Origin of the sequence: Streptomyces sp. RKAG337, from assembly GCF_023701715.1 — a bacterium.
GTDB lineage: Bacteria > Actinomycetota > Actinomycetes > Streptomycetales > Streptomycetaceae > Actinacidiphila.
Genome location: NZ_JAJOZA010000001.1, coordinates 460,401 through 478,147, shown reverse-complemented (window position 1 = coordinate 478,147; position 17,747 = coordinate 460,401). Strand labels below are relative to the sequence as shown.

Sequence of the window (17,747 nt, the reverse complement as noted above, 5' to 3'; positions counted from 1 at the left end):
TCCCGGCGCGCGGTGACCCGGGTCAGGCGCGCCGGGGCTCCCAGCGGAAGAGGCGCCGGGCGGCCAGCAGCACGCCGGCCGTCCACAGAGCGGTGATCAGCAGCGCGGGGACGGCGGACTGCCAGGTGTGCAGGAAGGAGAGATCGGCCAGCGGGCCGCCGTTCCAGCTCTCCTGACCGAAGCTCTTGCCGAACCAGGCGGTCCGCAGAGCCTGCACGACCGGGGTGAGCGGCAGGGCGTGCGCCGGCCCCTGCAGCCAGGAGGGGAGCGACGACAGCGGTGTGGCGACGCCCGCGCCGAACATGCACAGCATGAGGACCGGCGTGGCGACCAGCGGGGACGTCTCGGCGCTCGGCGTCAGCCCGGACAGCGCCACGGCGAGCAGGGCGAACAGCAGATAGCCCGCGCCCAGGGTGAGCAGCAGCAGCGCCGGGTCGGCGGGCAGCGGCGCGTGGAACAGACCCACCGAGATGGTGCCCAGCACCACGGCCTGCAGCAGGACGACGATGCCGCTCGCACCGATCTGCCCGGCGAACACGGCGCTGGGGGGCACCTCCGTACCGCGCAGCCGCTTGAGCACCAGATCGTCGCGGCGGGCGACGACCGCGTTGAGGAGATTGACGAAGGACGTGACGAGCGCCAGCCCGATGAAGCCGACGGTGACGTAACCGGCCGCGCTCACCCCGCCGATCTCCTTGTCGCGCAAGGGCGCCGCGACGAACAGATCCAGCAGGACGGGGAGCAGGAACCCGATGAAGGTGGAGCGGCGGTTGCGCCAGAAGACCTTCCAGGACAGCAGGAGTTGGCCGTGGGCGTAGCGGGTCCAGGTCATCGGGCGGCCGCCTTGCTGTGGAGGTCGGGCCGGACGGTGCGCTGGTCGTCCGGCGCCGTCCGCTGGTCGCCCGCCAGGGCGAGGAACACGTCCTCCAGCGAGGCGTGCCGTACCTCGATGCCGTCGAGTTCGACGCCGCGCGCGCCGGCCCACTCGTGCAGGACGGCCAGCGCGGGCGCCGTCCGGGCGACGGCGTAGGACACCGCGTCACCCCGTACGGCCAGCTCCGCGCCGGGAAGGCGCGGCAGGTCCGAGGCGGTGGTGGCGAACGGCAGCGGGAAGGTGATCCGGCTGCGCTGCCCCGAGAGGACCTCGGCGACGGTGCCGGTGGCGGTGATGCGGCCGGCGTCCATGATGGCGACCCGGTCCGCGAGTTGCTGGGCCTCCTCCAGGTAGTGCGTGGTCAGCACCACGGTGGTGCCGGCCGCCCGCAGTTCTCTGACGAGCTGCCAGGTGTTGCGGCGGGCCTCGGGATCCATGCCCGTGGTGGGTTCGTCGAGGAAGAGCAGCTCGGGGTCGTTGAGCACGGCGAGCGCGAGGTCCAGCCGGCGGCGCTCACCCCCTGAGAGCTGGCCGACGCGGGTGCCCGCCTTGGTGTCCAGCCGTACCTGGCCGAGGACGTCGGCGGTGGCGCGGGCCCGCCCGGTGAAGCGGCGCCAGGCGTCCACCGTCTCCCGGACGGTCAACTCCTTGAAGAACCCGCCCTCCTGGAGCATCACCCCGGTCCTGCGGCGGAGCGCGGGCCCGTCCGCGTAGGGATCCAGCCCCAGCACCCGCACGGAACCCGCGGTGGGCCGCCGGTAGCCCTCGACGACCTCGAGGGTCGTGGTCTTGCCGGCGCCGTTCGTTCCCAGCAGCGCGAACAGCTCGCCGCGGCGGACGGTGAAAGACGCTCCGCGTACTGCCTCGTAGTCCCCGTAGGACTGCCGCAATTCCACTACTTCTATGACTTCAGGAATCTCTTTCATGCGCACATGGTGCGCGGTATCAGAGAGGGTCTGCAAGAGGGAACGAATTCATTTTACCTTCCTGAGCTGCGAGTTCATCGAACATGCAAAACGTCATAAGAAAGCGGTATGACATTTTGCAGGCGGTGTTTCTGACATTTCCCACTGATGTGCGGACGGCCCTCGGGTGCATATTTCTCTCATCGCCGGAAGCGGCCGGGAAAACCGGAAGCCGAAGGGGATGAGGGAATCGGCAGACCGGCCCACCAGGGTCCGGCGCCGTGAAACGAGAGGAGTCGGCCATGGCTGACAACAAGGACATCACCGAGACCGCCGCTGTCGCCGAGACCGAGCAGTTCGACATCGAGGTCGAGGAGCTGGACACCGTCTCCGGCGGCATCAGCGTCAGCTCGCTGCTCTCCGCGGCCTGCCCGGTCTCGTCCTTCAGCTCGGTCTCCAACTGACCTCACGGTCCGGTTGGCAAGGCCTCCGAGTCTGACGCAGTAGCGGCCGACTGAGGCCGGGCCGGCGGGCGTCATCGCTCCGCCGGCCCGCCACGGCCGCGGGAATCCGCGCCTCGGTGGGACCTGAACGGTCCCACCGGGGCGCCCCTCGTCCGGCACCCGGCTCCATCCCTGACGACACAACGACACATCGATACATCGACCAACCCACGGACCGACAAGGAGAACCGGGCATGGAAAGCCTCCGCCACCAGCTCACGCGGTTCATCCAGGACCCGGCCGCGCGACGCGACCCCGCCGGGCTCTACCGGCGGCTGCTGACCGAGGCCCCGGTACTGGACCTGGGACGCGTCCACGTCATCTCCGGCTACGAGGAGATCGTCACCGTCCTGATGCACCCCGGAACCGCGGTGGACCCCGCCGCGATCGGGCTCGACCGCCCCGGTTCCTCCGCACTCGCCCAGGTGCTCGCCCGTACCCTGCCGATGCGGGACGGCGCCGACCACACCCGGCTGAAGCGCCTCGCGACCGCCGCGTTCAGCGCCCGCCGGCTCGCCGAGATCCGCGCCAGGATCGAGACCACCACCGAGGAACTGCTCGCGCCCCTGCTGGCCGGCGGCTCCTTCGACCTGGTCGCCGACCTCGCCGTGCCGTTGCCGGTCGCGGTGTCGTGCGCGATCCTCGACGTACCGCCCGAAGAGCGCGAGCGGGTGACCGGCTGGGCCGGACTGGTCGCCAGGTCACTCCTGGACCCGTTCGCCGACGCCGAACAGACCGCCGCCCTGGACGCCGAGTTCGAGGGCTTCCGCGACTGGGTCGAAGAGCTGTGCGCCGCCCGCGCGGCGCGCCCCGGCGGCGACCTCATCAGCCGTCTCGTCCTGGCCAGGGACGCGGGACAGCTCGACGACGAGGACCTGCTCGCCTTCGTCGTCATGCTGTTCGCCAACGGGCTGGAAACCCTCACCTCCGGACTCGCGGTCGCCGCCTGGCAGTTGCTGCGGAACCCCGCGCTGGCCGCCGGCATCCGCGCCGAACCGCACACCGCCGAGGCCGTCTTCGACGAATGCCAGCGGCTGGGCAGCCCGGTACGGGCCAGCGCCCGCGGGCTGGGCGGCGACGTACAGGTCGGGGACACACTGCTGCCCGCCGGACGGGTGGTGCTGCTGCTGTACGCGGCCGCCAACCGCGATCCGCGCCGGTTCCCCGATCCCGACCGATTCGACCCGGCCCGGGCGGAGCGCCGACACCTGGCCTTCGGACACGGGCCGCACCACTGCCTGGGCGCTCCGCTGTCGCTGATGGCCGGCGGAACGGTCCTGGCCCTGCTCGCGGCGGCCGGCGCCGAGCGGGAGTTGAGCACCCCGCTCGACGAGAGCACCGCCCGCTGGAGCGAGCAGTTCGTCTTCGGCGGGCTGCGGGAACTGCCCGTCGAGGTCAGGCAGCTCACCGCCCTCGGCGCGGGGGTGTGACGGCGATGACGACAACGATCCCAAGCAGGACCGTCCCGGCCGTCCCCGACGGAGAACCGCCCGCGTCAGCGGAGCGAACGGGCCCGTCCGCCCATGCGGTGACGATCGCCGCCGCGGCGGCCGCCGCACAGCTCGAACCGGGCCTCGACCGCCCGGTCCGGGTCATCGGCAGCCGCCTCGGCTCCGCGCTCGTCGCGCTGGTACTGGCCCTGGGGGCGGGCGGCGCCTGGGTGGGCTGGGGGTCACTTCCGAACACCCTCTCCCTGCACGGCGTGCTGGCCCACGGCCCCGCGCCGGTCCTCGCCCGCGCCGACGTCGCCGGTACGGTGCTCGACCTGCGGGTCCGCCCGGGGGACCGGGTCATCCGCGGGCAGCTCCTCGCGCTGCTGCGCACCACGGCACCCGGCCCGGGCGGCACCGCCGAGCTCCGCTCTCCCGCGGACGGCACGGTCGCCGGGGTGCTGACAGCGCCCGGCGGCACCCTGACGGCCGGGGCCGCGCTGCTCGCGCTCGACCCGGCCGGCGAACCGGCCACTTTGCGGCTCTACACCGGTTCCGCCCGGGACCTGGCACACCTGCGACCCGGCCAGTCCGTACTGCTGCCGCTGCCGTCCGGCGCGGTGCGCGCCCGCATCACGGCCGTGGACCCGTATCCCGCCCGCGCCGACTCGCTCGACGGCGTACTGCCGCTCGGCGGGAGCGACCTGGGAACGGGGGCCGACCCGGTCTGGACGATCACCGCCGTACCGGACGCCGCGTCCAGCGCGCTGCCCGCGACGTACGGCCCGGTATCCGTGGACGTCTCCGTCGATCTCGGCTCCCGCCGTCCCTACCAGGTCATCCTGGGTACGGGGGCCGGGCGATGAGCCTCGACACCCGGACCGCCGAGGAGCGGAAGAACCAGGAGCCGGCGGCTGCCGCCCCGGGGCCGCCACCAAAGGGCAGCACTGTCCGCGCGGCCCGCAGGCGCCGCCACATACGGACGCCCGTCGTCCCGCAGATGGAGGAGCAGGACTGCGGCGCCGCCTGTCTCGCGATCGTCCTCGGCGCGTTCGGCCGCCGGACGACCCTGCACGAGGCATCACGCTCCTGCGGAGTCTCCCGCGACGGGGTGAGCGCCGCCGCGGTGGCCCGCGCCGCCGGCCGCTACGGCCTGGTGGCGCGGGGCCGCCGGGTGGTGCGCGGCGACGACCGGCTGCTGGGCCTGGACGCCGTGCCGGTGCCGTCGATGGTGCTCGTCACCGGACCGCACTTCGCGGTCTTCGAAGGCATCAAGCGGGGCCGCGTCCGCGTCAACGATCCCTCGCTGGGCAGCCATTCGGCGACTCCGGCGGAGTTCTGGGACTCCTTCGCGGGCATCGCGGTCGGCTTCGAACCGGGGCCCGACTTCGAACGCGGCGGCGCCCGGTTCCCGTTCCTGCGGGGGCTGTTGACGAGAGTCCGGCCGTACGGGTTCGCCCTGCTTGTCGCCGTGCTGGTCGCGGTGCTGCTCACCGTTCCCGCGATGGCCGCGGCGTTCCTGCTGCGGGCCTACCTCACCTCGGCGACGCTCGGCGGAACCGGCGCCTGGGCACTCCCGCTCGTCCTGGCCACCGGCGGTTCGGCCGCCGCGGTGCTGCTCGGCACCTGGCTGCAGCAGAGCGTCGTCAACCGGGTGCTGGCCTCGATGGCGGCCCGCACCTCCACCGGATTCCTGTGGCGCATGCTGCGGCTGCCCGGTTCGTTCTTCCACCGCAGGCAGCTCGGCGGTCTGGTGACCAGGGTCCAGATCAACGACGGGCTCTCGGCGCTGCTCTCCTACCGCGCCGCCGGCGCCGCCGCCTCGGCCGCCACCGCCGCCGCGCACCTCGCCGCCCTGATCTGGCTCCAGCCCCGGCTGGCACTCGTGCCGGTGGTGGTCGCGGTCATCGACGTCGCGGCCCTGAAACTCGCCGACCGGCGGCGCGGCGGCATGCTGCACCAGCTCCACTCCGAGCAGCACAAGCGCGACGGGGTGGCCTTCGCCGGCATCTCCGCCATCGAGACACTGAAGGCGGAGGGGGCCGAGGACTCGTTCTTCCGCTCCTGGTCGGGCTGGCAGGCGCGGGCCATGGACACCGCGCAGAACGTCGCCACCGCCGTCCTCGTACCGCTCTCGCTGCCGACCGCGCTCACCACCGCGGGCACCGCGGCCGTCGTGGTGGCCGGGACCGCGCTGCTGATCGGCGGCAGCGTGACCGTCGGAACCCTGCTCGCCTTCCTGCTGCTGCTCAACGGGTTCCTGCTGCCGGTCACCCAGCTCGTCGGCACGGGATCCGAGCTGACGATGGCGCGAGCCCAGTCCGCGCTCCTCGACGACGTCGAGCTCTCCGAGCCCGACCCCTATCTGACGGCCGTCCTGGACCCGGTGGACGGCTCGGCCGGACCCGTCGCGCTCAGCGGCCTGCTGGAGCTGCGGGACGTGTCCTTCGGGTACGACCCCAACCGGCCCGCCACGCTGGACGGCATCTCGCTGACGGTGCGGCCGGGGGAGTGGGTCGCGGTCGTCGGATCGAGCGGCAGCGGCAAGTCCACGCTGGCCCGGCTCGCCGCCGGAGTGCTCCGGCCCTGGACCGGCGACGTGCTGCTGGACGGTGTGCCGCGCGAATCGCTGCCGCGTGCCGTCGTGACCAGCCAGGTCGCCTATGTGGAGCAGCGGTTGCGGCTCTTCGAGGGCACCATCCGCGACAACCTCACGCTGTGGAACCCGGCGGCCGACGAGACGGCCCTGCACCGGGCGCTCGCCGACGCGGAGGCCGCCGACCTGGTCCGCGGCCGCGGCGGCCTGGACGCCGGCCGGATCGAGGAGGACGCGCGGAACCTCTCCGGCGGAGAGCGGCAGCGGCTGGAGCTGGCCCGAGCGCTGGCCCTCGACCCTCCGCTGCTGGTGCTGGACGAGGCGACCTCCGCGCTGGACGCCCGCACCGAGGCCCTGGTCAACACGCACCTCCGGCGGCGCGGTACCAGCTGCCTGGTGCTCGCCCACCGGCTGAGCACCGTCCGCTCCGCCGACCGGGTGGTCGTCCTGGAGGGCGGCCGGATCGTCCAGCAGGGCACCCCGGCGGAACTGGCCGCAATGCCCGGCCGCTACCGGACGCTGCTGTCCGAGGCCGGTGGCCAGGACTCCACGGACGCCACCGCCCCCGTCGCCCCGACCCCGAACCGTCCTGTTCAGGAGCAGTCATGACGCCCACTCAGCAGGCGGAGCGCACCCGGACCGCCGACGCGACGGCCGCACTGAACGCGACGGCGGCGGCCAACCGCGCGACCCTCGCGGCCGCGCTCGACGGGCTCGGCCCGGCGGCCCGCCGTCCGGGCCGGGAGGCCCGCGCGGTGGCCGTCCCGCCGCCGGACCCGGCCGCCCACGCGCTCGCCGTGCTCGCGGCCCTCGGCCCCGCCCTGGGGATCGAGGCGCCCGCCGAACTGCCCGCCGCGGTGCGCACCGCCCGCGACCCGCTGATCGCACTCCTGCGGCGGCTGGGCGTGCGCTGGCGGCAGGTCACCCTCCCGGCCGCCAAGGCGCCCAAGGGCACGAAGAGTTCGGAGGGCGGCGACGTTCACGGTGATCCCGGCGGCACCGCCGGTGCGATGATCGCGTTCGCCTCCGACGACGGCCGCCCGCTCGCCCTCGTGCCGCGCGGCCGGGGCCATCTGGTGTACGACCCGGCGGCCCCGGACACCGGCCGTGCGCGGCGCCGGCCGGCGGGACCCGCCTACTCGCGCCAGGCACTGCTGCTCTACCGGCCGCTGCCGCCCGGCACCCCGACCCCCGGTTCACTGCTGCGCTTCGCGCTCGGCGCCCCCGGCACCCGTCGCGACCTGGTGGTCCTCGCGGGCGCCGGGCTGCTCACCGCCGTTCTGACGCTGCTCGTACCGCTGAGCGCCGGGCTGCTCATGCCGCGGCTGCTGGCCGCCGACCGGCACCCGCTGCGCTGGCTGGCGCTGCTGCTCGGCGCGGCCTCGGCAGCGGGACTGCTGCTCCTGCTGGTCCGCAACACCGCCGCCGTCCGGCTGACCGGACGCATCCAGGCGGCGCTGGAACCGGCCGTGTGGGACCGGCTGCTCACCCATGACGCCCGGTTCTTCCGGGACTTCTCCACCGGCGACCTCGTGCACCGGGCCAACGCGGTCGCCGAGGCCCGGCAGGCGCTGTCGGAAGTGCTGGTCTCCGCGGTGCTGGGAGCGTTCTTCTCGCTGTCGGGACTCCTGCTGCTGCTCACCGTGGATCTGCGGCTCGGCGGTGTGCTGCTGCTCGCCGCGGTCGCCGCCGTCACCGTCCTGCTCCTGCTGGGACGGCGCAGGCAGCGGTACGAGTCCGAGGTGTACGCGCTGCACGGCCGGCTGCACGGCGTGCTGTACGGGCTGCTGCTGGGCATCGACAAGCTGCAGACGGCGGGGCGCGAGATCCAGGCCTTCGCCCGCTGGGCCGGCCCCTTCGCCCGGCAGAAGCGCGCCGACGCCGCCGCGATGCGCGCCGACGCCGCCTCGGGCGCCGTCACCGCCGCCCTGCAACCCCTGCTGCTCGCCGTGCTGCTGGCGGCGGCCGCCGCCGGGGGCGCCGGGAGCGTCTCCGCCGGGCATCTGATGGCGGCGGGTATCGCGGCCGGACAGGTGGCGCTGGCACTCGGCCAGCTGACCCACGCGGCGGCCACCGCGTACGGCATCGCACCTGTGCTGGACCGGCTCCGGCCGGTGCTCGCGGCGCCCGCCGTCCCCGCCTCGGGCCCGCACCGCCGCGACCCCGGCGTGCTCGGTGGCGCGGTCGCCCTCGAAGAGGTGACCTTCCGCTACCCGGGAGCGGCGGTACCGGCCCTGGACCGGGTCAGCCTGCGGGCCGAGGAGGGCGAGTTCGTCGCCGTCGTCGGACCGTCGGGCGCCGGCAAGTCGACCCTGATCCGGCTGATCCTGGGCTTCGACGTCCCCGAGTCCGGAACCGTGCGGTACGACGGACAGGACCTCGCCGCCCTCGATCTGCGCCTGGTGCGCGGCCAGTTGGGCACCGTCCTGCAGAACGGGCGGACGCTGCGCGGCAACCTGCTGGAGAACCTGGCCGGCACCGACCCCGACGTCAGCGAGGACGACGTCTGGGCCGCCGCGGAACAGGCCGGCATCGCCGCCGAACTCCGGGCACTGCCGCTGGGCCTGGGCACCCGCATCGGTGAGGACGCCCAGGGCTTCTCGGGCGGTCAGATCCAGCGCATCCTGCTCGCCCGCGCGCTGGTCAGGCGCCCCGCCGTGCTGCTGCTCGACGAGGCGACGTCCGCCCTCGACAACGCCACCCAGGCCCACGTCGCCGACGCCGTGGCCGCCCTCGACCGCACCCGCATCGTCATCGCCCACCGGCTCAGCACCATCCGCCGGGCCGACCGTATCCACGTCCTGGACGCCGGGCGGGTCACCGCCTCGGGGACCTACGACGAACTGCTCGACCACGACCCCCTGTTCACCCGCCTCGTCCGACCCCAGGAGATCTGAGATGACGCTCGACCTGCAGGCCTGGCTCACCACCCCCGCCGTGCCGGGAACGGCCGCCGGGTCCCCGGCGGGCGACGGCACGCTCCTGCCCGGCGTCCCGCGCGGCGACGACCGGCTGCGTGCCGTGATCGCCCTGGCCGCCTCCTTCCCGGAGCGCGCGGCGGCCTCGACCACCGCCGACGGGACGCCGGACGGCGCCAGACCACCCGTCTTCGCCGCCGCCGAGGACGAACAGCACAGCCGCTCCACGGCCGTCGCGGGCTGGCTGCGTCGGGCGGCGGGCGACCCGGCGTCGGCCGGGGTGCTGCTCGACCACCTGGCGGCCACCGGCCGTGAACTCGGCGACGGGCTGCGGCCGGTCGCGCTGCGCGACCCGTCCGTCGTCCCGGACTGGGCGCACGCCCTCATCGGCTTCCTGCGCGCCCAGCCCGCCGCCCCCACCAGCGAGACCGTCGCCCCGGGCGCCGTCACCGAGTCCTTCCGTACCGCTGCCGGCGCGCTGTTGCCCTACGACCTCACAGGGACCGCGGACACCGCGTCCGTGCTCGGCGTCCAGGTGCTCGACTCCGCGCGGGCCGACCTGGCGGAGACCCTGGTGCGGCGGCTGACCGAGGCGCTGGACCTGCCGATGCGCTACGAGGTCCAGTCGTCGTCCGCACACCCCGGCGGCGGTGACTGGGACGCGCAGGGCGGCCCCGACGCCTCGCAGGAGGGCTGGCTGGCCCGGCTGGAGCGGCTGCCCGCGCTCGCCTTCCTCGTCGGCACCGCCTGCCGCCACTGGCAGCACGTCTACACCGAGATGTTCGCCCGGCTCGCCTCCGACCGGGAACTGCTGCGCACCCGCCTCTGGGACGGGGCGGACCCGGGCGCGCTGGCCGCGGTGCACGGTGACGCGGGCGACCGCCACGCGGGCGGCCGGTCCGTCGCGCTGCTGCACTTCGCGGACGGCCATGGCGTCGTCTACAAGCCGAAGGACCTGCGGCACGCCACCGCCTACATGGATCTGGTGCGCGACCTCAACGCCGCGGGCCTGTCACCCGAACTCCACGTCCGCACCGTGCTGGTGCGCAGCGACCACAGCGCACCGGACGACGGCGCCGCGACCGGTCCCGCCGCCGACCCGGTGACCGAGCACGAGCCCGACCACGGCGACGCGTACGGCTGGGAGGAGCTCGTTCCCGCGCTGCCTTGCACCGACCGCGAAGGCTTCGCCCGCTTCTACCGCCGGCTCGGGATGACCGTCCGGCTGGTGCAGCTGCTCGAAGGCCGCGACCTGTGGTCCGACAACCTGCTGGCCAGCGGTGAGTACCCGGTCATCACGGATCTGGAGTGCCTGCTCTACCCGCGGGTCCAGACCCCGCCGGCGCTGCCGGCCGGCCAGGGCGGGCTGCTGGACGTCCTGGAGTCGACCGTCGTGCGGACGGCCATGGCCGTACAGCCGTGGGTGCCGTCCAAGGACCGCCCGGTGGTGGACATCGGCTGCCTGTCGCGCGCCGACGACCTGGAGATCGAACCCGGCAAGCCCGCCCTGCCGCTGCCGCCGTACCGGCCGGTGCACGACGGCGAGAAGGCCGACCCGTGGGAGTACGCGGACGAGGTCGTCGCGGGCTACCGCGACATGCACCGCACCCTCGCCGGGATGCGTGACCGGCTGGCGTCCCCCGACGGCCCGCTGGCCGGCTTCAAGGGCGTCTGGGTGCGCTACATCTGGCGGCACACCTGGGACGGCTACAAGATCCTGCGGACCTCGACCAGCCCGCTCGCCCTGTCCGACGGCGCCACCCGCGAGACCGTGATCGCCGGCGCCCTGCGCGGCGCCGTGGCCGCCCGCGCCGGCGACAGCGCACGCGGCGACCTGCTGGAGGTGGTGCTCAGCGAACTCGACTCCTACCGCGTCCTGGACATCCCCTTCTTCCGCTCGCTGACCACGTCGTCCTCGGTGTTCACCGCCCAGGGCCACGAGATCCCCGGCCACTTCCAGAGCACCGCCTGGGACCGGCTGCACGCCCGCATCACCGAACTCAACCGCTTCGACCTGGATCTGCACACCGCCGTGCTCTCCGGCTGCATCGACGCGGCACGGTCCGGGACGCAGCTCCCGCCGGCCACCACCGCCTCCCCGAGGACCGCCCCGCTCTCCGTACCGACCTCCGGTGAACTCCTCGACCACGCCGTGCGGCTGGGAGACCGGATGCTCGCCGACCGGCAGCGCACCGCCGCGGGCGGCGGCTGGATCGGGCTCAGCTGGTACCCCGCGACCGGGCTGCGGCAGGTCGAGGTGCTCAGCGGCGTCGACCTCGTCACCAGCGGTGTCGGCGTGGCGCTCTTCCTCGCCGAACTGTGGTCGGCGACCGGGTCGCCGCGCTTCCGGCAGGCGGCGCACGAGACGCTCTGGGCCGCGGCCGCCCTCATCAACCCGCGCCACCCGGCCTCCTTCGGCTTCGCCCGCGACACCCGGCTGGCCTCCGGGGTCCCGGTGCCCGGCGGTCTCGCCGGGCCCGGCTCCCTCATCCACGCACTGGCCCGCGGCGCCGAAACCCTCGCCGAGCCCGCCTTCCTCGACGTGGCGCGGGCGCTGGTCCCGGGAGCCGCGGCCCTCGCGGCGGCGCCCGCAGGCCGGTCCTCGGCCCGCGACGCCGACCGGCTCCCGTACCAGGACAGCCCGTTGGGCGCGGCCGGACTGCTGCTGAACCTGCTGCGGCTGCGCCGCTCCATGGGCGCCGGCACGACGGGCGCGGCCACCGACGCCGACGCGGCGATCCGCGACCTCGCCGAGGCCGCCCGGCGAGCCCTCGCGGGCGACGCCCCGGCCGGCCGCTTCACCACCCCGGCGACCTTCCTCGACCTGGTGCCGACCGGCGCCGACAGCATCGCCGCGGCCCTCGCCCGCACCGTCGCGGAAGCGCCCGGCCTGCTGGCCGATCCCGACGCCGCCCGTGCGCTGCTGCGCGCGCACCGGTTCACGACGACCGCCCGCGGCGGGCGGCTGGCCTGCCTGGACACCGCCGTCTCGCTGGGCACCGGCGCCGTCCACCCCGGCGACCTCGCCGGGCTCACCCCGCCCGTCACCGCCGCCGAGATCGCGGCGCTCGGTACCCGCGAACTGGTCGCCGCCGCGGGCGAGGCACTGACCTCGGCCGAGGCCGGACTGCTGCACACCCTGGACGACGACCGCGCCGGCAGCACCGCCGAGACGCTGGTGCCGGGACCGTTCTTCGACGGCCGGGAAGCGGCCGGCGTCCTCGTCGCCGAACTGCTGCGCCGGCACCACGCCACCGGCAGCTGGTTCGGGGACCGCGCCGCCGACGACCGCGTCAACCTCGGCGCGCTGGACGGCGGCGCCGCCGTCGGCCTCCTCCTGCTGCGGCTGATCGACCCGGCCACCGCCCCGCTCGCCACCCTTCGCTAACGACGTGGACTACGGAGTCACCATGACCAGTACCCGGCCGACGCCCGGCATCGGCTTCAAGCGGCACTACACCCCCTACGTCGTCGACGGTGAAGCCGTCTACCTGGTGTCCGAACGCGGCGTCTGCGTCGTCAACGGCTCGCTGGCCGAACGGCTGGCGCCGCTTCTGGACGGCACCAGGAGCGCCCACGAGATCGGTGCGGAGCTGGCGCCCGCGGTGCCCGCCGACCGGGTCACCACCGCTCTGGACCAACTGGTCGCCGGGGGCTGGGCCGCCGCCTCCGACCCGGCCACCGACCCGGCCGCCGCCGGATTCTTCGAGATGGCCGGTCTCGACGGCGACACGGCCGTCGCCGCGCTGCGGGACGCCCGGGTGCGGGTGGAGGTCTACGGGAAGGTGGCACCGGAGCCGTTCGTCGCCGCACTGCTCGCGGCCGGCGCCGCGCACGTGGCGCTCGCACCGGCGGACGCGCCGCCCGCCGACACCGAGGGCGCCGACCTCGTCGTCGCGCTGACCGACGACTACCTCAACCCCGGCCTTGCGGGCCGGAACGCGGCCGCCCTCGCCTCCGGCACCCCGTGGATGCTCGCCCGGCCGGTCGGTTCGATCGTCTGGGCGGGACCGGTCTTCGTCCCGGACAAACCGGTGACCGCCGGCGCCCCGGCCGGAGCACCCGGCACGGGGACCGGCTGCTGGGAGTGCCTCGCGCACCGGCTCTCCGCCAACCGGCAGTCGCTCAGCTACCTCCAGCACCGGCTGGGCAGGGACCAGCCGGTACCCACCGTCGGGGCGCACCTGGCGCCCACGGCCGCCCTCGGGGTGCAGCTCGCCGCGCTGGAAGCGGCCAAGTGGGCCGCGGGCGTCCGCCCGGAGAAGGCCCAGGTGCTGACGTTCGACACCGTGCTCGCCGAGGCCGAACGCCATGAGCTGGTCCGCCGGCCGCAGTGCCCGTCCTGCGGCGACGCCGCGACGATGGAGCGCCGCCAGCTGGCACCGGTGCGGTTCGAGAGCCGGGCCAAGGCGTTCACCGCCGACGGCGGCCACCGGTCCGCCTCGCCCGAGGACATGCTGCTGAAGTACCGGCCGCAGCTCAGCCCGGTCACCGGTGTGGTGACGACCCTGGTGCCGGCGGAACGGACGCCCGGCGGTCTGCGGGTCTACGTCGCGGGGCAGAACCTCGCCCGCCAGGTCGGCGACCTGCGCCAGCTCCGTACCGGCTTGCGCAGCATCAGCTGCGGCAAGGGGCGGACGGACTCGCAGGCGCGGGCGAGCGCGATGGGCGAGGCGATGGAGCGCTACTCCGGGGTCTTCCAGGGCGACGAGGCCCGCCGCACCGCGAGCTACGAGCAGCTCGGCGAGCAGGCCGTGCACCCGTCCACCAGCCTGCTCTTCAGCGACCGGCAGTTCGGCGAGCGGGAGGTGTGGAACGCCAAGAAGTCGATGTTCAACACCGTGCCCGAGCGGTTCCGCGACGACGCGGTCATCGAGTGGTCGCCCGCCTGGTCGCTGACGTCGGAGCGCACCCGCTGGCTGCCCACCATGTCGCTGTACTACGGCTACCGGCACAACGGCCCGTTCTTCGCCATGGGCGACTCCAACGGGGCCGCCGCGGGCACCTCGTTCGAGGACGCGACGCTGCAGGGCTTCCTGGAGCTGGTGGAACGCGACGCCGTCGCCCTGTGGTGGTACAACCGCGTCCAGCGCCCGGCCGTCGACCTGGACTCCTTCGGCGACCCGTACATCGACCGGATGCGCGAGGTCTACGCCGGCCTGAACCGTGAGATGTGGGCCCTGGACCTGACGGCCGACTTCGGGATCCCGGTGGTCGGCGCGTTCTCCCGGCGGACCGACAAGCCCGCCGAAGACATCCTGATCGCCTTCGGCGCCCACCTCGACCCGCACATCGCACTGACCCGGGCCCTCACCGAGATGAACCAGTTCCTGTCACCGGTGGCCGACGCCGGCCCCGGCGAGACGGCGTACTCGGGCGCCGACCACGAGCAGAAGGCCTGGTGGAAGAGTGCGACGCTGGCCAACCAGCCGTACCTCCGGCCCCTCGACGGCCACGCTCCCGCCGCTGCCGGCCGCTGGGACCCGCTGGCCGCCGACGATCTGCGCACGGACCTCGAGACGGTGCAGCGCCTGGTGGCGGACCACGGCATGGAGATGCTCGTCCTGGACCAGACCCGCCCCGACGTGGGCCTGCCCGTCGCCAAGGTGATCGTCCCCGGGATGCGGCACTTCTGGGCCCGGTTCGCGCCCGGCCGGCTCTACGACGTTCCCGTGCGGCTGGGTTGGAAGGCCGCGCCCACCGCGGAAGCCGACCTCAACCCGACCGCAATCTTCATCTGACCGCAGGACGGAAGGCGCGCCATGACCATCACAGAACAGCCGCTGACCACCGCTGACGCCGAACTGTCCCGGGTACGGCGGTTGCTGACGCTCCGCCAGGACGTGAAAGTGGCGGCGGAGGGCGACGACGTCGAACTCACCCACCCCTGGGGCCGCCAGCGCGTCCACGCGCTCGGCGCGCCGACCGTGCGCCGGCTGCTGGCGCTGGGCGCCGGCCCGGTCGACGCCGACGCGCTGGCCGTGGACCGCGAGGCCGGCCGGCTGCTGAGCCTGCTGGGCCGGTTCCCCTATCTGGTGACCAGCATCCTCGACGACCCGCTGACCGGACCGCTGGCCACCGCCGTGCCGATCGCCCGCTCGGCGGCCACGCCCGGCGCACCGGACCTCGGCAGCACCGCCGTAGTGCTGTCCCGGTTCGCGTATCTGCGCAGACTGCCCGACGGACCGGCCGACGGCGGCGGGGGCACGATCGGCCAGGGCTGCGTCATGGAATCACCGCTGGCGCCCTACCGGGTGACGCTCCATCAGCCCGCCGCGGCGGCGTTCGTCGCGGCGCTGACCACGCCGCGCACCGTGGCCGAGGCCGCCGCGCTGGCCGGGCTGCCCGAACAGTCGGGGGCCGCGCTGGCCGCCCTGCTGGCGGGGACCGGTTTCATGGAGCCCGCCGCGGGCGCATCGGTGGGCGCGGCGCCCGCGCTCCCGGCCGCGGACCCGCCGCTGTGGGACTTCCACGACCTGCTCTTCCACTCCCGCAGCCGGGCCGGCCGGCACGACTACACCAGCGGCGGCGTCTTCGCCCACCAGGACGTACCGCACCCGCCGGCCCTGCCGGGCGCCGGGAGCAACGAGGACGAGCCGGGCATCGACCTGCCGGTGCCGGACTGGGACGAGGTGACGGCCCGGGACCCGCGGCTCACCGAGGTGCTGGAAGGGCGCCGGTCGATCCGCACCTACGCGGAGACCCCGGTGACGCTGGAGCAGATCGCGGAACTGCTCTACCGGGCGGCCCGGGTCCGGCAGGTGATCCCGCGCGACCCGTCCTCCCCGAACTCGTACGACGCGATCGACCGCCCCTACCCGGCCGGCGGCGCCACCGGCGAGCTGGAGATCTATCTGTCGGTCGCCGCCTGCGAGGGGCTGCCCACCGGGGTCTACCGCTACGACGCCGCCGCACACCGACTGCAGCCGCGCCGTTGGCACGGCGCGGCTGACGAGGCGGCGTTCAGGGAACTGCTGACGGCGGCCTGGCGGGCGACCAACTGCACGGTGGACCCGCAGGTGCTGCTGACGGTGACCTCGCGGTTCGGCCGGCTGTCGTGGAAGTACAGCCAGATCGCGTACGCGCTGACGCTCAAGCACGTGGGAGTGCTCTACCAGACGCTGTACCTGGTGGCGACGGCGATGGGCCTGGCACCGTGCGGGCTCGGTTCGGGTGACACCGACGCGGCGGCGCGCGCCCTGGGTCTGGACTGGACGTCGGAGTCCTCGGTGGGGGAGTTCCTGATCGGCAGCCGCCCGGCATCGGGTTCCGGCAGTCTGCCCCAGGGCTTCTGCGACATCGTCGACACGATGCGGGAGCAGGGCTGAGCGCGGGACCGCGGCGACGCGACCTACAGCCAGTCGTTCTCGCGGGCGATCCGTATGGCGTCGCAGCGGTTCCTGGCGCCGGTCCTGGCGATGGCCGACGAGACGTAGTTGCGCACCGTCCCCGGGGACAGCGACAGCTGGTCGGCGACCTCGCCGATGGTGCTGCCGGCGGCGACCAGCCGCAGGACCGCCAGTTCCCGGCGGGTCGGCGTGTCCGGCCCCGGCCGGATCGCCACCAGCACCAGCTCCGGGTCGAAGACCCGTCGTCCCGCGGCGAGTTCGCGGACGGTGCTGATGAGCCGCTCGGGCCGTACGTCCTTGCGGAGCATGCCGTGCACACCGTCGGCGTAGGCGCGCTGCACCTCCTCGGCCCGGGGCGCCGCACCGAGCAGCAGGACGGCCGTTCGCGGGGAGAGCGACCGGATCAGTTCGGCCGTCCGCAGTCCGCCGGCTCCCGGCACCTCGAGATCGACGACCGCGATGTCGGGCCGGTCCCCGGTGGCCTGGGCCACGGCGCTCTCCGCGTCGCACGCCTCGGAGCGGACGGTGAGGTCCGGTTCGCGGTCGAGCAGGGCGCTCAGACCCGAACGGAAGAGGTGGTGCCCGTCGGCGAGCAGGATGCTGGTGGTCGTGGTCACCGCGGTCGTCGCGGCCGCCATGGTCAGGGTGGGCGGGAGGTCCTGCGGTCGGTCGAGTGCCGTGGTCATGTTCCCCGTACTCCCTTCGTCCCCGGATACGAACCGCTGCTCAGCCCCAGCCCCAGGTGTCCGGGTGCGTCGGGTCGGGCTCGACCGGCGGGTGGGTGGGCGCCGGGGTGGGCGTCGGAGCCGGCGTGGGGCCGTCGGCGACGACGCTGACGGAGTGGGCGGGAGCGGTGGCGGGGGACGCGGCGCCCAGTGAGCTCCCCACGGAGACGGACGCACCGAGGATGACAGCGACAGAGGCGATGGATACCGCGAGCTTGCGCATAGGAATGCCCGAGCCTTCCGTTCGTGGGGATCCCGGACTCCCGCCGGGGTCATGGCAGAACCGGTGTGAAACCGGTGGGTGGTGCTGGTGTTCCGCGCTTCGGAAGGTCCGGCTGCCGTGCCGTTCTTCCGACACCATGAGAGTGGCCCCCGGCTGCCCCGGCTGTCAGTAGCCGGAGCTGTCACCAAGCTGCACTGGCACCCTCGGGCCAGCTCCGGCCACCG

12 protein-coding genes are annotated in these 17,747 nt (G+C 74.3%); 8 read left to right on the top strand and 4 right to left on the bottom strand.

The window, feature by feature from the left end; translation table 11 throughout:
• Nucleotides 1-22: 22 nt before the first annotated feature.
• Both LNW73_RS02090 and LNW73_RS02085 read right to left on the bottom strand, forming a co-directional pair.
• On the bottom strand, nucleotides 23-832 hold the full coding sequence (locus LNW73_RS02090) for an ABC transporter permease (RefSeq protein ID WP_250988614.1): 810 nt from the start codon (nucleotides 830-832) through the stop codon (nucleotides 23-25).
• On the bottom strand, nucleotides 829-1,800 hold the full coding sequence (locus LNW73_RS02085; protein WP_250988613.1) for an ABC transporter ATP-binding protein: 972 nt from the start codon (nucleotides 1,798-1,800) through the stop codon (nucleotides 829-831). Before LNW73_RS02085 ends, LNW73_RS02090 begins: the two co-directional genes overlap by 4 nt.
• Nucleotides 1,801-2,081: 281 nt before the next feature.
• Between LNW73_RS02085 and LNW73_RS02080 the strand changes: the two genes are divergently transcribed.
• From LNW73_RS02080 to LNW73_RS02045, 8 genes are all read left to right on the top strand, one after another.
• The gene (locus LNW73_RS02080) at nucleotides 2,082-2,243 is read left to right on the top strand and encodes a hypothetical protein (RefSeq protein ID WP_164292920.1); all 162 of its coding nucleotides are present in this window, start codon (nucleotides 2,082-2,084) and stop codon (nucleotides 2,241-2,243) included.
• Nucleotides 2,244-2,476: 233 nt separating this feature from the next.
• Entirely contained in the window at nucleotides 2,477-3,712 is a 1,236-nt protein-coding gene (locus LNW73_RS02075; RefSeq protein ID WP_250988612.1) for a cytochrome P450, read from the top strand.
• Between the two features lie 5 nt (nucleotides 3,713-3,717).
• Complete coding sequence (locus LNW73_RS02070) at nucleotides 3,718-4,578, top strand: HlyD family efflux transporter periplasmic adaptor subunit (RefSeq protein ID WP_250988611.1); 861 nt, start codon at nucleotides 3,718-3,720, stop codon at nucleotides 4,576-4,578.
• Nucleotides 4,575-6,917, top strand: coding sequence for an ATP-binding cassette domain-containing protein (locus LNW73_RS02065; RefSeq protein ID WP_250988610.1), 2,343 nt, complete (start codon nucleotides 4,575-4,577; stop codon nucleotides 6,915-6,917). Before LNW73_RS02070 ends, LNW73_RS02065 begins: the two co-directional genes overlap by 4 nt.
• Complete coding sequence (locus tag LNW73_RS02060) at nucleotides 6,914-9,205, top strand: ATP-binding cassette domain-containing protein (RefSeq protein WP_250988609.1); 2,292 nt, start codon at nucleotides 6,914-6,916, stop codon at nucleotides 9,203-9,205. The genes LNW73_RS02065 and LNW73_RS02060 overlap by 4 nt, the downstream gene beginning before the upstream one ends.
• A gap of 1 nt (nucleotide 9,206) precedes the next feature.
• Nucleotides 9,207-12,614: a type 2 lanthipeptide synthetase LanM gene (locus tag LNW73_RS02055; RefSeq protein ID WP_250988608.1), complete on the top strand. Its 3,408-nt coding sequence runs from the start codon at nucleotides 9,207-9,209 to the stop codon at nucleotides 12,612-12,614.
• 22 nt (nucleotides 12,615-12,636) lie between these two features.
• Nucleotides 12,637-14,967: a TOMM precursor leader peptide-binding protein gene (locus LNW73_RS02050; protein WP_250988607.1), complete on the top strand. Its 2,331-nt coding sequence runs from the start codon at nucleotides 12,637-12,639 to the stop codon at nucleotides 14,965-14,967.
• Between the two features lie 21 nt (nucleotides 14,968-14,988).
• Nucleotides 14,989-16,554, top strand: a complete 1,566-nt coding sequence (locus tag LNW73_RS02045; protein WP_250988606.1) for a SagB family peptide dehydrogenase — start codon at nucleotides 14,989-14,991, stop codon at nucleotides 16,552-16,554.
• Between the two features lie 23 nt (nucleotides 16,555-16,577).
• Here the strand turns inward: LNW73_RS02045 and LNW73_RS02040 are convergent, their stop codons facing one another.
• Nucleotides 16,578-17,261 (bottom strand): response regulator transcription factor, encoded by a 684-nt coding sequence (locus LNW73_RS02040; protein WP_250988605.1) that lies wholly within the window; start codon nucleotides 17,259-17,261, stop codon nucleotides 16,578-16,580.
• 40 nt (nucleotides 17,262-17,301) lie between these two features.
• The gene (locus LNW73_RS02035; protein WP_138352537.1) at nucleotides 17,302-17,523 is read right to left on the bottom strand and encodes a hypothetical protein; all 222 of its coding nucleotides are present in this window, start codon (nucleotides 17,521-17,523) and stop codon (nucleotides 17,302-17,304) included.
• Nucleotides 17,524-17,747: the final 224 nt, after the last annotated feature.

Coding starts and splice junctions, on each gene's coding strand:
- LNW73_RS02090 (WP_250988614.1), bottom strand. CDS start 832: ATGACCTGGACCCGCTACGCCCACGGCCAACTCCTGCTGTCCTGGAAG.
- LNW73_RS02085 (WP_250988613.1), bottom strand. CDS start 1,800: ATGAAAGAGATTCCTGAAGTCATAGAAGTAGTGGAATTGCGGCAGTCC.
- LNW73_RS02080 (WP_164292920.1), top strand. CDS start 2,082: ATGGCTGACAACAAGGACATCACCGAGACCGCCGCTGTCGCCGAGACC.
- LNW73_RS02075 (WP_250988612.1), top strand. CDS start 2,477: ATGGAAAGCCTCCGCCACCAGCTCACGCGGTTCATCCAGGACCCGGCC.
- LNW73_RS02070 (WP_250988611.1), top strand. CDS start 3,718: ATGACGACAACGATCCCAAGCAGGACCGTCCCGGCCGTCCCCGACGGA.
- LNW73_RS02065 (WP_250988610.1), top strand. CDS start 4,575: ATGAGCCTCGACACCCGGACCGCCGAGGAGCGGAAGAACCAGGAGCCG.
- LNW73_RS02060 (WP_250988609.1), top strand. CDS start 6,914: ATGACGCCCACTCAGCAGGCGGAGCGCACCCGGACCGCCGACGCGACG.
- LNW73_RS02055 (WP_250988608.1), top strand. CDS start 9,207: ATGACGCTCGACCTGCAGGCCTGGCTCACCACCCCCGCCGTGCCGGGA.
- LNW73_RS02050 (WP_250988607.1), top strand. CDS start 12,637: ATGACCAGTACCCGGCCGACGCCCGGCATCGGCTTCAAGCGGCACTAC.
- LNW73_RS02045 (WP_250988606.1), top strand. CDS start 14,989: ATGACCATCACAGAACAGCCGCTGACCACCGCTGACGCCGAACTGTCC.
- LNW73_RS02040 (WP_250988605.1), bottom strand. CDS start 17,261: ATGACCACGGCACTCGACCGACCGCAGGACCTCCCGCCCACCCTGACC.
- LNW73_RS02035 (WP_138352537.1), bottom strand. CDS start 17,523: ATGCGCAAGCTCGCGGTATCCATCGCCTCTGTCGCTGTCATCCTCGGT.